Consider the following 13,659-nt stretch of genomic DNA (forward strand, 5'->3'; position numbering starts at 1 on the left):
TGAAACTCAAAGACATCGTCGTGCCAGGATCGAACGTTGGGGATACGCATACTGCGCTGACTATTCCGTCCATTAATTTGGACACACATGTCAAATTAGACAGCATTGTCTAAATCGTCAATGGCGCCTATCTTCGGTCCATGAAGAAATTTGATTTGGCCTCGGCTGACGCTCGCCCCCAGAAAGGGCAATTCGCGAAACGCCTCTCGATCCTGGAGGCCGCGGCCGATGTTTTCTGTCGGGAAGGCTTTTCCGGCGCCAGCATCGACGAGATCGCCGTCGCGGCGGGTGTCTCGCGTCAGACCATCTACAATCACTACCGCGAGAAAGAGACGCTGTTCATGGCGGTGATCCAAGACATCATGGATCGCGTGAACGGCGTGCTTTTCTCCATCCTCGCGACCTTTCCCGAGAACGCCGATAACCTCGAGGAAGACCTGGCCGAATTTGCCGTGCGCCTCAACAAGAACTGCAATTGCAACCAGGACGCCAAGTTCATCCAGAAGCTGATCTCGACCGAGGGCAACCGCTATCCGCATCTCTTCCAGTTCTGGCGGGAGCAGGGACCGGGCAAGACCGATCGGGCGCTGGCGGCGCTGTTTGCGCGCCTTGCCCACATCGCACCGCTCGACATCGACGATTTCGACCTCGCGGCGCGCCAGTTCATCGCACTGATCAAGGCCGACCTGCAGATGGGTGGGCTCTTCGGTGAAACGCCGAGCGAAGCAGAGTTGGAGATCAGCGCCCGCAGGGCGGTGAAGACGTTCCTGCGCGCCTATGGCCGGCCGTCAGCGGTTACGGCAGGCTAACGCCGACCGGCGCCAAAAACCAATCCCGGCCTATTTGGTGATGCGAAAGTCACCGACGTGCTCAGGCGGCTCGACAAATTCGGCAACCACCTTTGAAACCCATGCCGCCGGCGGCCCGTCATGCAGGCGCTCGAGCATAAGGGTGACCGCGTCCTCCGGGCCGCTGATCAAGGCGGCTACCGACCCGTCCGCCTCGTTTCGAACCCATCCCACCAGACCGAGCTTGCGCGCCTCGTCACGCGTCCAGACCCTGAAGCTGACGCCTTGCACCCGCCCGAGAATGCGGACCAACGCCGTCTTGCCGGTCTCAGCCATGGCTCGTCTCCTTTGCCGTTTGTCATGAAATCTGGGGCAAGGCTGCGGAAAGACAAGCCACCCGCAAAAGGACTGAAAGGACGACCGCCGCAACCTAAAAACTTCCACACTGCGCTCCAAATATTTTGTTCGTGTATTTTTAAAAGTTGACGCGCGAAAACTTTTATGATTTTTACGGCCCCACCAAGACGGCGGTGGGAGGGCCTCGCCAGCTTGGCTGAGACACAAGAAGGCCCGCGCCGTTTCCAGGGAGGAAACCATGAACATGTCCCGCATTCTGAAATCTCTCGTCGCCGGCACGGCGCTGTCGCTCCTTGCCTCCTCGGCTTTTGCCGACGGCATCGGCGCGTCGCTTCTGACCCAGCAGCACCCGTTCTACATCGAGCTCGCCGACGCCATGAAAGCCGAGGCTGAAGCCAAGAACGTCAAGCTCGAGGTCTCGATCGCCAACCAGGATCTGAACAAGCAGCTCGCCGATGTCGAAGACTTCATCGTCAAGGGCGTCGACGTCATCGTCATCTCGCCGGTCGACAGCCAGGGCGTGCGCGCTGCGATCGAAAAGGCCGAGAAGGCCGGCATCAAGGTGATCACTGTCGACGTTCCGGCCAATGGCGCGACCGTCACCTCGCATATCGGCACCGACAACTTCACCGGCGGCGTCAAGGCCGGCGAGCTGATGGCCAAGGTTCTCGACAACAAGGGCAAAGTCGCCGTCATCGACTATCCGACGGTCCAGTCGGTGGTAAACCGTGTCAACGGCTTCAAGGAAGCGATCGCCAAGCATCCGGACATGGAAATCGTCGCGATCCAGACCGGCATCACCCGCGCCGAAGCATTGGCCGCCGCCCAGAACATGCTGCAGGCCAATCCTGATATCACCGGCATCTTCGGCTTCGGCGACGATGCCGCCCTTGCCGCTGCCGTTGCGGTCAAGGCTGCGGGTCTCGAATCCCAGGTCAAGGTCATCGGCTTCGACGGCATGAAGGAAGCGCGCGACGCCGTCGACACGAACCCTGTCATGGTCGGCGTTATCCAACAGTTCCCGGACCAGATGGGCAAGCAGGCGGTCGACACCGCCGTCAAGGTTGCCGCCGGCGAGACCGTGCCGGCCGAACAGCCGATCGTCCCCGGCGTCTACACCGCGAAGTAAGTCCTCCCAGGACAGCCGCCGCCTCACCTCAGGGGCGGCGGCAACCCATCAGGGTCCGTTTCCGTCCTCTGGCCGGAGGCGCTGCTCTCGGCTGACCTGAAGGAGGCCGCCATGTTTGGTTCGACCAGCGATACCATTCTCGAAATCGACAACGTCACCAAATCCTTCGGCCAGGTCGCGGCGCTGAAAGGCATGCGGCTCAAGGTTCGGCGCGGCCGGGTGCACACGCTGCTCGGCGAAAACGGCGCCGGCAAATCGACGCTGATGAAGATTCTCGCAGGGGTTCACGAGGCGACCTCGGGGGAAATCGTCCTCGATGGGCGCCCCTACCAGCCGCGCAATCCGCAGGATGCCGCCGCACTCGGTCTTGCCATCGTCTTCCAGGAACTCAGCCTCTGCAGCAATCTGACGGTGGCCGAAAACATTCTCGCCACCCGCGAGCCACGCCGCTTCGGCTTCATCAACGACAAGGAACTGGTCGTCAGGGCCCGCGCGATCGTCGCCGATCTCGGCCTGCCGATCGACGTCAGCGAGAAGGTCGGCAATCTCTCGATCGCCCAGCGCCAGCTGGTCGAGATCGCCAAGGGCTTAAGCCACGAGGCCAAAGTCGTCATTCTCGACGAGCCGACGTCGTCGCTCAGCGACAGCGAAGCCGAGATCCTCTTCGACATCATCGCGCGGCTGAAGAGCCGTGGCGTCGCGGTCATCTACATCTCGCACCGCATGGAAGAGATCATGCGGCTCAGCGACGACATCACGGTCATCCGCGACGGTGAATATGTCTCCACTTATGATCGCGACGACGTCACCATCGAGGCGCTGATCGCGCTGATGGTCGGCCGCCGCATGGACGAAATTTATCCGCCAGCGGCACACGAGCAGAAGCCGGATGCCACGCCGGTTCTCTCCGTCGACGACCTCACCCGCGACGGCGAGTTCGAGAACATCTCCTTTGACATCCGGCCCGGTGAAATCCTCGGCTTCTTCGGCCTCGTCGGCTCCGGCCGCTCCGAGGTGATGAACGCGCTCTTTGGCATGAAGGCTGCGACCGGAACTGTGCACTTCGAGGGGAAACCGGTCCGCTTCCGCTCGCCGGCAGAGGCAATCGCCCGCGGCATCGGCTTCGTCACCGAAAACCGCAAGGAAGAGGGCCTGGTCCTCAGCCACAGCGTCGGCTGGAACATCTCGATGGCGGCGCTCTCCGATTTCACCGGCCCGCTCGGCTTCACCCGCAGCCGCGCCGAACGCACGGCGGCAGCCCAGGAAGTCGGCCGGCTGGCGATCAAGACCCATTCGCTCGACACGCCCTCGGGTTCGCTCAGCGGCGGCAACCAGCAGAAGATCGTGCTCGCCAAGTGGCTGCTGACCCGACCCAAGGTGCTGATCCTCGACGAGCCCACTCGCGGCGTCGATGTCGGCGCCAAGTTCGAAATCTACAAGATCATCCGCCAGCTGGCGGCCGAGGGAACGGCGATCCTGCTGATCTCCTCCGAGCTGCCGGAAGTGCTGGGAATGAGCGACCGCGTCGTCGTCATGCACGAGGGCGTCATCGGCGCAACGCTTTCCGGCGCCGAACTCAACCCGGAAACGATCATGGCGCACGCAACGGGATTTAAATCATGACGCAGCAATCGGAACTCCAGGCCACCTTCCTGCGCGCCCTGAAACAGTATGGCGGCATCCTTTTGTCGTTGGTGATGCTCTGCGTCATCTTCTCCTTCCTCAACCCGCGCTTCATGTCGGTCGTCAACTTCATGAACATCCTGCAGCAGGTGGCCGTGGTGGCGATCGCCGCCTTCGGCATGACCTGGGTGATCCTGCTTGGTGAAATCGACCTTTCGGTCGGCTCGATCATTGCGGTTGCGGGCATGGTCGGCGCGCAATGTTTCGCCTTCGGCCTCGGCTTCGCGCCGGCGCTCGCCATCACGCTTCTTGCCGGCGCCCTGATGGGCATGCTGAACGGCGTACTGACGGCAAAGCTGCTGCTGCCATCCTTCATCGTCACCGTCGCGACCATGGGCATCTACCGCGGCATGGTCAGCCTGCCGACCAACGGCGCGCCGGCGATGATCGAGAACTCGACCTGGACCGCCATCGGTACCGAAAGCTTCCTCGGCCTGCCGATCATCATCTGGGTCGTCGCCGTGCTTTTCCTCGTCAACCACATCCTTTTGAGCAAGACGAGCTTCGGCCGCCGCGCCTATCTGACGGGCGGCAATCGCGAGGCAGCGGTCTACTCCGGCATCAAGGTCGACCGGCTGAAGATCACCATCTTCATGATCTCGGGCGTGATGGCGGCGATCAGCGGCGTGCTTCTCTCCTCCCGCCTGTTCTCTGCCCAGACCAATGCCGGCATGAGCTACGAGCTCGACGCAATCGCGGCGGCAGTCCTCGGCGGCACCTCGCTTGCCGGCGGCGTCGGCACCATGGTCGGCACGCTGATCGGCGCGCTCATCATCGGCGTCATGAACAACGGCATGAACATGCTGTCGGTCCCCTACTTCTACCAGCTCATCGTCAAGGGCCTGGTGATCCTGATCGCCGTCTGGCTCGACGTACGCGCCAAGCAGGCAAAGCGCTGATCTTTCCGAAGAGAACATACCCATGCACAAGATACTTACGATCGGCGAAATTCTCGTGGAGATCATCGCCACCGAAAAGGGCGACGGCTTTCGCCAGGCGACCTCTTTGATCGGCCCCTACCCCTCGGGTGCGCCGGCAATCTTCATCGACCAGGTCGGCAAGCTCGGCCAGCCAGCGGCAATGATCTCGCGCGTCGGCAACGACGATTTCGGCCACGTCAACCTTGATCGGCTCAAGGCCGATGGCGTCGACATCTCGGGTATCGCGGTCGATCCGCTCGGCACCACCGGCAGCGCCTTCGTGCGCTACCGCGCCGACGGCAGCCGCGCCTTCGTCTTCAACATCCGCCACAGTGCCTGCGGCACGATCCGGCTCGACGAGGCGACCCGGGCGCTGGTCGGAACCTGCAGCCACCTGCACGTGATGGGATCGTCGCTCTACGCCCCGAGCGTGGTCGAGAGCATCATCGCCGCGATCGAGATCGTCAAATCGGCCGGCGGCACCGTCTCCTTCGACCCGAACCTGCGGCCGGAAATCCTCGACAGCCCGGGCATGCGCGAGGCGCTGCAGGCGGTGCTCGCCAAGACCGACGTCTTCCTGCCGAGCGGACAGGAACTCTTCCTGTTCACGCAAGCAAAGACCGAAGCGGAAGCCGTTGCCGAACTGCTCGCCACCGGCATCAAGGTCGTCGTCGTCAAGCGCGGCGCCGAAGGCGCCAGCTATTTCGATCGTGAAACGACGCTCTCGCATCCGGGTTTTGCGGTCGAGGAGATCGACCCGACCGGCGCCGGCGACTGCTTCGGCGCGACCTTCGTCACCTTCTGGCTGAACGGAGCCAAGCCCGCTGAAGCACTGGAATTCGCCAATGCCTCGGGCGCGCGCGCCGTCATGATTTCCGGCCCTATGGAAGGCGCATCGACGCGCGCCGATCTCGAAACCTTCATCACCGCGAAAAAGGGCTGACCGCCATGCAACAGAACCTTCTGATCGACATCGCCCGCTGGTCCGAACGCCCCGGCCCGCGCGGCATACCCTCCGTCTGCTCGGCCCACCCGCTGGTAATCGAAGCCGCCATGCTGCGGGCGCTGAAGGAAGATGCCGCGCTTTTGATCGAGGCGACCTGCAACCAGGTCAACCAGGACGGCGGCTATACCGGCATGACGCCCGCCGATTTCACCCGCTTCGTCGCCGGGATCGCCGATCGTGTCGCCTTCCCGAAGGAAAAGATCATTCTTGGCGGCGACCATCTCGGCCCCAACCCGTGGAAACACCTTGCGGCCGAAGAGGCCATGGCCAAGGCCGAGACGATGATCGAAGCCTATGCCAAGGCCGGCTTCACCAAGCTGCATCTCGATACCAGCATGGGCTGCGCCGGCGAGCCGGTGGCTCTGCCCGACGCGGTGACGGCGGAGCGCGCCGCGCGGCTGGCGGCTGCCGCCGAAGCCGCCATTCGCGGCGAAAACCACACCACTCCCGTCTACATCATCGGCACCGAAGTGCCGGTTCCGGGCGGCGCACTGGAAGAACTCGACACGCTGGAAGTCACCGCACCCGAGGCGGCGGTCGAGACCGTCTCCATTCATCGCCAGGCGTTTGAAAGGGCCGGCGCTGCCGACGCCTTCGGACGTGTCGTCGGCGCGGTGGTCCAGCCGGGCGTCGAGTTCGGCAACGAGAACGTGATCGCCTATGACCGGGCGAAGGCGGCGAAGCTTAGCGCCACCCTGAAACAGCTCGACGGCGTCGTCTTCGAAGCGCATTCGACCGACTACCAGACACCAGAGGCGCTGCGCGATCTCGTTTCCGACGGCTTTGCCATTCTCAAGGTCGGCCCGGGCCTGACCTTCGCTTTGCGCGAGGCACTCTACGGCCTCGACCAGATCGCCGCCTTCCTTTTCCCCGAGGCGCGCAAGCAGACGCTGGCGGCCGTCACCGAGGAAGTGATGCGCGAGGAGCCGGCCAACTGGGGCAAGTATTACCACGGCTCGGCGGAGGCCCAGCGGCTGCAGCGGCATTTCTCCTATAGCGACCGCATCCGCTATTACTGGCCGCATCCGAAGGTCGCGGCAGCCGTCGAAGAACTTCTGGCACTGCTTGACGGCGTCGTCATCGCGGAAACGCTGATCAGCCAGTATCTCCCCGGCAATTACGAGCGCGTGCGCGACGGTGAAGTCGTGGCTCAAGCAAAACCGCTGGCACTTGCTGCCGTCGATCGGGTTCTCGAGGATTACTTCAGGGCCTGCCGCGCTTAGCGTCAGGCCGGATGTTCGGTGAATATTTGCGAGCCGGTACTGCCTATCCCCTCGAAATGAACCTATAAACGAAATCAAAACAATATGGGGCACAGCGACCGTGGACAGACAGATCAAGACCATGGAGGATTTTTCGGAGTTCGTCGGCTTGTCGCGCCCGACGGTCTCGAAATACTTCAATGATCCAGGCTCGGTCCGCAAGAAGACCCGCGATGCCATAGAGGCTGCGATCAAGCAGTCGGGTTTTCGCCCGAACATCTTCGCCGTCAACCTGAACCGCCGCCGCACCAACATCCTCGGCGTCATCGTCCCGAACTCGACCGATCCCTTTTACATGGCGCTGACGCGCCGGATCGAACACATCGCCAACCAGGCAGGTTTTCTCGCCTTCGTGCTTTCCTCCGACGGGCGGCCGGAGATGGAAGAGCGGGCGATCGAAACCTTCAAGTCGATGAACGTCGCCGGCGCCATCATCGCGCCGCTCGGCGTGCAGTCGCACCACCGGACGCTGACGGCGCTCGGCGCCAGCATTCCGCTGATCTATGTGGACTCGCCGCTCGATGACAGCTCCTCCTTCGTCGGCACCGACAACCGCCAGAGCTTCCGGCTGATGGTCGATTATCTTTGCCGCTCCGGCAGCCCGCCCTGCTACTTCGGCATGCCGCCGGTCAACAACAACGCGATGGCCCGGCGCGACGCCTATCTGGAAGCGATGCAGCAGCTGAAGATGGAGCCGGCACTGGTCGAAACCACGCCGAATGCCGCCTGGGATTTCGAAAAATTCGGCTTCGACGAGACGCTGCGCATCCTCGGCTCCGGCGGCTTTCCAACCAGGACGGTGCTTTGCGCCAACGACCGCGTCGCCTTCGGCGTCATTGCCGCCGCCTTCCAGTCGGGTCTCAAGGTCGGACGCGACGCCGATGCGGATCTGCGCGTCGCCGGCCACGACGACCATCCGCTGTCGCGCTACACCTGCCCGCCGCTGACGACGGTGGCGCAGAACTACAACGAGATCGGTCGTCTGGCGATCGAACTGCTTTTGTTCAAGCTCGGGGAAACCACCAACGACGGCGGCGCCTTCCCCGAGGACGAGCGCATTCTCTTGAGCGCCGAGATCATGCTGCGCGGTTCGGCCTAGCAAGGTCGGGCGACCCGTTCTGTCCGAATGCGACCTCTCAGAAGAGCGCGCTCCAGACAGGCCCGGTTGCGCTGATCAATCAGGACCGGCGCGCCAGCGCCAGCACCTGATCGGTCGTCAGGATATCGCCGAAGGTGTCATCGATCGTCGCCAACGATGCGCGATGCAGCAGCGCATGCGGAACGACGTCACCTTCCCCCGTATCGAGATCGCGTGTGGCGCAGGCATCCGAAGCGACGATGACGTTGAAGCCGAGCGGCACGGCATCACGCGCTGCACCGGCAACGCAGGCATGGGTCATCAGCCCTGACATGACGAGCGTATCGACGCCAGCCTGCCTCAACTGGGTGCCGAGATCCGTGCTGGCAAAGACGCTGACGGAGGATTTGCGCACCACCGAATGGTTGGCGGCGGGCTGAATGTCCCGGTGAAACGCCGAAGTCTCGCTGTCCTCGGCAAACACCGGGCTGCCAGCCGGCGTGACATGCTTGACGTGATAGACCTTCATGCCCTCCGCATCAGCGCGCGCAATCAGCCGCTTGGCATTGGCGAGCGCCCTCTCACCGTCCGGGATCGGCATGCGGCCGGCAAAATATTCGTTCTGGAAGTCGATCGCCAGCAGCGCCGTCTTCCTGGGATCGAGGCTGGCGGGGGCAGCGGCACCGGCAATCGTACGGATGGTCGGGTGTTGTGTCATGGGAGGTTCCTTTCGCGTTTCGACGCCCGCGAAGATCGTCAAAGCGGCCTCATCACGAAAGTGGCCTGAATGACAATATGTGATAGGTTCCGGCCAACTTCATTGCTTGAGTATCGGCCAGCACATGCACACCGTCGCCATCGTCGCCTTCGAGGGCATCAGCCCCTTTCACCTCTCGGTGCCCTGCATCGTCTTCGGCGACGACCTGTTGAAGCTCGGCGCGCCACGTTACCGGCTTGTGATTGCCGGAGAAAAGACCGGTACCGTTCGCACCATGTCCGGTTTCAGCATCGAGGTGGAGCACGATCTCGCAAGCCTGACGGAAGCGGACACGATCATCGTGCCGGCCTGGAACGATGCGGGCAACCGTCCGTCGGAAAGCCTGCTTGAGGCGCTGCGCGACGCCCACGCCCGTGGCGCCCGGCTCGTCGGCCTCTGCCTCGGCACCTTCGTGCTCGCCGAAGCCGGGCTGCTCGACGGCCGGGCGGCCTCGACGCACTGGGCCTGGGCGGACGAATTCGAGCGCGCCTACCCGCAGGTTGCGCTGAACCGGAACGCGCTCTATCTCGACGAGGGCGATATCCTGACGTCCGCCGGAACGGCCGCGGCGATCGACTGCTGCCTGCACATCGTGCGCAGCGACCACGGCGCCGAGATCGCCAACCGCATCGCCCGCCGGTTGGTCGTCGCACCTCATCGTCACGGCGACCAGGCGCAATATATCGAAGCGCCGCTCCCTGCCCCCGGCAGCGGCGACCCGCTCTCAGCGACGATTACCTGGGCGATCGAACATCTCGACGAGCCACTGTCGCTCGAACGGCTGGCCGATCACGCCGGCATGAGTCTCCGCAGCTTTACCCGGCACTTCCGCAAGAAGACAGGAACGACGTTCACGCAATGGGTTCTGGCGCAGCGGTTGGCGGTGGCGCAGCGCCTGCTGGAGACCGGCTCCTGTTCGGTCGATCACGTAGCGGAGATGGCGGGTTTTGGCTCCACCGTCTCCTTCCGCCAGCATTTCACCCGCGCCCTCTCCATCTCGCCAGCCAGCTATCGCCGACAGTTCCGCAACCGGCCAGCACGTGCATCCGCGCCCTAACCGGTCCCTTGCCCGTGTACATCAGGTAGCGCCGGCGTCAGGGCAAGGCGCGCTGCGCGTCGGCCCGCATCGGCGGCCGCACGAGGAACGCCAGCAACGGCACCGCAACCGTTGAAACCCCTGCCGCGCAAATAAAGAAGGCGGAATAGCCGAACCGTTCGGCGATCCAGCCGGCGCCCAAGCCCCCGGCCATGCTGACAAGGCTGTCCATGCATTGGAACAGAGTGAAATCGACGCCCGCCTGGCGCGGATCGGCCCAGCCCATGAACTGTGCATAGAGCGCGACGAAGCCGATCGCCATGACGCCGGAGGAACTGGCAACCGCAAGCGTCATCACCAGCGGTCGCGAGACATCCCCGGAGGCGCCGACATAGGCGAAGGCGACCAGCATCGTCACCTGCAGGAGCAGCGCGCCGATCAGCACGGCACCGGTACCGCACAGGCGCACGAGCAGACCGCCGAACAAGGCCCCACCGAAGCCGACGAGCATGCTGCCGACACCATTGAGCATACCGACAGAGGCGAGATCGAACCCGTAGTCGATCAGGAAAGGGCCGAGCATGGCAAGGCCCCATTTCTGCGCGGACACATAGATCGCTGCGAGCAGAAGGCCTTTGCGCACCTCCGGCCGGGCGAGCGCGGCCTTGAGCGACGGAGTGTGGCTGCGCGCCTCGTTCGTCGGGCGCGAACCGGGCCCGAGCAGGAAAGGCAGACCGAGCCCCAGCACGACGGCGGCCATGATCCACACCGCCGGGGCCCAGCCGAGCCGATCGACGAGCACGAGGAACAGGCCGGCACCGATCGCCGAGCCGACATAGGAGCCGCCGACCTGGGCGGCATTGCCCCAACCGTGATGCTCTTCGGCGAGCGTCTCGACCGCAAAACCGTCGCAGGCGATGTCGACGGTCGAGGTGAAGAGCGCGATGAACACGAGGCAGGCGAGAACGGGGAAGAGCCGCTCCGGGCCGATGAACCCGAGAACCGCCAGCATCAGCGCCGACAGCGTGCCGCCGACGACAATGATGACCGCCGAGCGGTTGCGACCGACCACCGGCAGGCGGAAACGCTCCACCTGCGGCGACCAGAGGAACTTCAGCGCCCAGGGCAGCACCGTCAGATAGACGAGGCCGATCTGGTCGAGCGGGAGGCCTTGCGTCCGCAAGACCGCCGGCAGGCCGAGCATCGTCAGCCCGCCGATCACGCTCTGCGCGACATAGAGCCCACCGACCGCGAAGAAGATCGCGGCCGGCGACGGCCTTGGCTGGACTGCCTTTTCCGACGCCATCAGAAGCGGTAGCGCAGGCTGGCGACGACCTTGCGGCCTTCGTCGAAGTAGCAGAAGCCCGTTGTGCAAAGCTGCTCGACTTCGTCGAAGAGGTTGGTCGCATTGAGCTGAAGCCGCACGCCCTCGAAGTTCGGATTGGCAGCGCCAAGATCGTAGCGCACCGAAGCATCGACAAATGTGCGCGCCTGGTTGTTGAGGACCGGCGTGTGGACGTTGTCGCCGAAGCTCGAGCCGACATAGCGCACGCCTGCGCCGACGCCGAGCCCTTCGAGCGGTCCGGACTGCACCTCGTAGTCCGCCCACAGCGAGAACATGTGGTAGGGCGAGGAGTTCAGCTGGTTGCCGAGCGTTTCCGACGTCAGCTTGGTGATTTCGACGTCGTTGTAGGAGTAGGACGCGATGAAGTTCCAGCCGTTGTCGAGCGAGGCCGTGCCCTCGAGCTCGAAGCCGCGTGACTTCAGATCGAGCTGGCGCAGGAGGTTGAGACCCGATGACGTCTCGTAGACGGTGGCGTTTTCCTGGTCGATGTTGAAGACCGCGGCCGTAATCGTCGCGTTCTGGCCGGGGATCTCATACTTGACGCCCGCCTCCCATTGCTTGCCGAGCGTCGGCATCGCCGGCGTATCGGTGCCGCCGAGATTGAGGATCACGCCCGGGTTGGAAACGAAGGCCGTGCCGTAGCTGACATAGGGCATCATGCCGTTCGGCAGCACGTAGCCAAGGGCGGCGCGCGCGGTCGTCTCGCTGTCGTCGCGGTTGAAGCGCCTTCCGTCGACGGAATATTTGTTGTCCACCCAGTCGTGGCGCAGGCCCGCCGTCAGGCGCCAGGCCTCATACTCGATCTGGTCCTGGATGTAGATGCCGATGCCGCTTTGCGACTGCTTCTGGGTCGAAGTCAGCTTCGGCACATAGGTGAAGTCGTCGGTGAAGAGATCCGGCCCGCTGCCCTGCTGCGAGGTGTACTTCATGTAGCTGTAGTCGATGCCGGCGATCAGCTGGTGCGCAGCGGCACCCGTGTCGAAGTCGAACTTCAGATAGGTGTCGCTGGCAAGGCCGCTGTTGTCCTCGACGGTCAGGCCCGGATACTTGGCGAACACCCATTCCTGCCGCGTCGAAATGTCGGAGTAGCGCAGCTTGTGGAAGAGCGTGACGCTGTCTGTGAGCTCATGCTCCAGCTCGTAGCCGATGCGCGCCTGCTTCTGGGTGAAATCGTTGAAGCGGGCGTCGCCGCCATAGGTCGGGATCGCGCCGATCGACTTGCCGTCCGGCCCGTAGCGGTTGAGGTAGCCCCAGGTGCCGCCGGTGGTCGAATCCATGTACTCGCCAAGCAGCGTGAACTTGGTGCCCTCGTCCGGCTGCCAGGTGAAAGCGGGCGCGATGAACAGGCGGTCGTCCTTCACCGCCTCGATCTCGGTGCGGCCGTCGCGCGCAAGACCGGTCATGCGGTAGAGCATGGTGCCTTCGTCGTCGAGCGGTCCGGAAACGTCAAAGGCGCCCTGCACGCGACCGAAGGAACCGTATTGCACCTCAACCTCGCACAGCGGGTCGCTGGTCGGGCGTTTCGAGACGATATCGACGATACCGCCAGACGAGCTGGCGCCGTAGATGGAGGCGGCCGGGCCGCGCAGCGTGGCGATTGCCTCGACGCCATAGGGCTCCAGCCGGAACAGGCCGTTGGGGCTTGCGATCTGGCGCAAGCCGTCTCGGAAGATGCCGGTCAGCGTCAGGTCGATGCCGCGCACCTTGAAGGCGTCGAAGCGCGGCTCGGCGCCGTATTGGCCGACGCGGGCGCCGGGTGTATAATTCAGCGCTTCCATCAGGTTCTGGGGCTTCAGGTCCTGCAACTGTTTCTGGCTGATCACTGACATCGACTGCGGCGTCTGCATGACCGGCGTATCGGTCTTGGTGGCGATCCTTGCGGATTTCGCCACGTAGCCGTCAGTCTCGACGATGCCTTCGGCGCCGGTCCGCTCGCCGGTCGCGGTGATCTTTTCCAGTTGCGTTGCGCCATCCCTGACGACGGCGCCGGTGGTGATCGTCGCGTCCGCCGGATCGAAGATCTGCACGGTCGTTGCGCTGACGATGCGGAAGCGAAGCCCGGTCCCGTCGAGCAGTTGCGCAACCGCCGCCTCGGTCGCGAGCCTGCCTTCAACGCCCTTGGTCACCTTGCCGCTGGTGAGCGCGCTCGGATAGAGCAGGCGCAGGTCGGCCTGCCGGCCGAGCTTGAGAATGCCCGTTTCAAGGGAGCCCGCGGGAACGGAGATCGCTTTGGACGCCGTGATCGCGGACGGTGCCGCCGTCGCCTGCGCCTGCATTGCGCTCGCGCAGGCGATGAAA

12 protein-coding genes are annotated in these 13,659 nt (G+C 63.8%); 8 read left to right on the forward strand and 4 right to left on the reverse strand.

The window, feature by feature from the left end:
* The first annotated feature begins 140 nt into the window (after window positions 1–140).
* On the forward strand, window positions 141–809 hold the full coding sequence (locus AC3WVQ_RS27415; RefSeq protein ID WP_492383266.1) for a TetR/AcrR family transcriptional regulator C-terminal domain-containing protein: 669 nt from the start codon (window positions 141–143) through the stop codon (window positions 807–809).
* A 30-nt stretch (window positions 810–839) separates the two neighbouring features.
* Here the strand turns inward: AC3WVQ_RS27415 and AC3WVQ_RS27420 are convergent, their stop codons facing one another.
* The gene (locus AC3WVQ_RS27420; protein ID WP_034805532.1) at window positions 840–1,124 is read right to left on the reverse strand and encodes an acylphosphatase; all 285 of its coding nucleotides are present in this window, start codon (window positions 1,122–1,124) and stop codon (window positions 840–842) included.
* Window positions 1,125–1,383: 259 nt separating this feature from the next.
* Between AC3WVQ_RS27420 and AC3WVQ_RS27425 the strand changes: the two genes are divergently transcribed.
* The 6 genes from AC3WVQ_RS27425 to AC3WVQ_RS27450 all read left to right on the forward strand — a co-directional run bounded on the left by AC3WVQ_RS27425 (window position 1,384) and on the right by AC3WVQ_RS27450 (window position 8,244).
* A complete protein-coding gene (locus tag AC3WVQ_RS27425) occupies window positions 1,384–2,274 on the forward strand; it encodes a substrate-binding domain-containing protein (protein WP_034805529.1) in 891 nt (296 codons plus the stop codon).
* A 111-nt stretch (window positions 2,275–2,385) separates the two neighbouring features.
* Window positions 2,386–3,897, forward strand: coding sequence for a sugar ABC transporter ATP-binding protein (locus tag AC3WVQ_RS27430; RefSeq protein ID WP_492383267.1), 1,512 nt, complete (start codon window positions 2,386–2,388; stop codon window positions 3,895–3,897).
* Window positions 3,894–4,856 carry an ABC transporter permease gene (locus tag AC3WVQ_RS27435; protein ID WP_060521942.1) on the forward strand — a complete coding sequence of 321 codons (963 nt, stop codon included), beginning with the start codon at window positions 3,894–3,896 and terminating at the stop codon, window positions 4,854–4,856. The genes AC3WVQ_RS27430 and AC3WVQ_RS27435 overlap by 4 nt, the downstream gene beginning before the upstream one ends.
* A gap of 22 nt (window positions 4,857–4,878) precedes the next feature.
* Window positions 4,879–5,820 (forward strand): tagatose kinase, encoded by a 942-nt coding sequence (locus AC3WVQ_RS27440; protein WP_412472729.1) that lies wholly within the window; start codon window positions 4,879–4,881, stop codon window positions 5,818–5,820.
* Between the two features lie 5 nt (window positions 5,821–5,825).
* The gene (locus tag AC3WVQ_RS27445) at window positions 5,826–7,106 is read left to right on the forward strand and encodes a D-tagatose-bisphosphate aldolase, class II, non-catalytic subunit (protein WP_457578498.1); all 1,281 of its coding nucleotides are present in this window, start codon (window positions 5,826–5,828) and stop codon (window positions 7,104–7,106) included.
* Window positions 7,107–7,227: 121 nt separating this feature from the next.
* Window positions 7,228–8,244, forward strand: a complete 1,017-nt coding sequence (locus tag AC3WVQ_RS27450) for a LacI family DNA-binding transcriptional regulator (RefSeq protein WP_060521939.1) — start codon at window positions 7,228–7,230, stop codon at window positions 8,242–8,244.
* 79 nt (window positions 8,245–8,323) lie between these two features.
* Here the strand turns inward: AC3WVQ_RS27450 and AC3WVQ_RS27455 are convergent, their stop codons facing one another.
* Entirely contained in the window at window positions 8,324–8,941 is a 618-nt protein-coding gene (locus AC3WVQ_RS27455) for an isochorismatase family protein (RefSeq protein ID WP_159415767.1), read from the reverse strand.
* Window positions 8,942–9,065: 124 nt separating this feature from the next.
* Here AC3WVQ_RS27455 and AC3WVQ_RS27460 point away from each other — a divergent pair, with 124 nt between their 5' ends.
* Window positions 9,066–10,037 (forward strand): GlxA family transcriptional regulator, encoded by a 972-nt coding sequence (locus AC3WVQ_RS27460; protein ID WP_457578499.1) that lies wholly within the window; start codon window positions 9,066–9,068, stop codon window positions 10,035–10,037.
* A gap of 37 nt (window positions 10,038–10,074) precedes the next feature.
* On the opposite strand, the gene AC3WVQ_RS27465 is transcribed toward AC3WVQ_RS27460, so the two are convergent.
* Window positions 10,075–11,322, reverse strand: coding sequence for an MFS transporter (locus AC3WVQ_RS27465; protein ID WP_112771379.1), 1,248 nt, complete (start codon window positions 11,320–11,322; stop codon window positions 10,075–10,077).
* Complete coding sequence (locus tag AC3WVQ_RS27470) at window positions 11,322–13,637, reverse strand: TonB-dependent siderophore receptor (RefSeq protein WP_492383268.1); 2,316 nt, start codon at window positions 13,635–13,637, stop codon at window positions 11,322–11,324. The genes AC3WVQ_RS27465 and AC3WVQ_RS27470 overlap by 1 nt, the downstream gene beginning before the upstream one ends.
* Between the last annotated feature and the right edge of the window lie 22 nt (window positions 13,638–13,659).

The sequence above is a fragment of the Ensifer sp. EB106-05-01-XG146 genome (assembly GCF_058791875.1).

Excerpts from the sequence above, each read along its gene's own strand:
- AC3WVQ_RS27415 (WP_492383266.1), top strand. The coding sequence starts at position 141 with ATGAAGAAATTTGATTTGGCCTCGGCTGACGCTCGCCCCCAGAAAGGG.
- AC3WVQ_RS27420 (WP_034805532.1), bottom strand. The coding sequence starts at position 1,124 with ATGGCTGAGACCGGCAAGACGGCGTTGGTCCGCATTCTCGGGCGGGTG.
- AC3WVQ_RS27425 (WP_034805529.1), top strand. The coding sequence starts at position 1,384 with ATGAACATGTCCCGCATTCTGAAATCTCTCGTCGCCGGCACGGCGCTG.
- AC3WVQ_RS27430 (WP_492383267.1), top strand. The coding sequence starts at position 2,386 with ATGTTTGGTTCGACCAGCGATACCATTCTCGAAATCGACAACGTCACC.
- AC3WVQ_RS27435 (WP_060521942.1), top strand. The coding sequence starts at position 3,894 with ATGACGCAGCAATCGGAACTCCAGGCCACCTTCCTGCGCGCCCTGAAA.
- AC3WVQ_RS27440 (WP_412472729.1), top strand. The coding sequence starts at position 4,879 with ATGCACAAGATACTTACGATCGGCGAAATTCTCGTGGAGATCATCGCC.
- AC3WVQ_RS27445 (WP_457578498.1), top strand. The coding sequence starts at position 5,826 with ATGCAACAGAACCTTCTGATCGACATCGCCCGCTGGTCCGAACGCCCC.
- AC3WVQ_RS27450 (WP_060521939.1), top strand. The coding sequence starts at position 7,228 with ATGGAGGATTTTTCGGAGTTCGTCGGCTTGTCGCGCCCGACGGTCTCG.
- AC3WVQ_RS27455 (WP_159415767.1), bottom strand. The coding sequence starts at position 8,941 with ATGACACAACACCCGACCATCCGTACGATTGCCGGTGCCGCTGCCCCC.
- AC3WVQ_RS27460 (WP_457578499.1), top strand. The coding sequence starts at position 9,066 with ATGCACACCGTCGCCATCGTCGCCTTCGAGGGCATCAGCCCCTTTCAC.
- AC3WVQ_RS27465 (WP_112771379.1), bottom strand. The coding sequence starts at position 11,322 with ATGGCGTCGGAAAAGGCAGTCCAGCCAAGGCCGTCGCCGGCCGCGATC.
- AC3WVQ_RS27470 (WP_492383268.1), bottom strand. The coding sequence starts at position 13,637 with ATGCAGGCGCAGGCGACGGCGGCACCGTCCGCGATCACGGCGTCCAAA.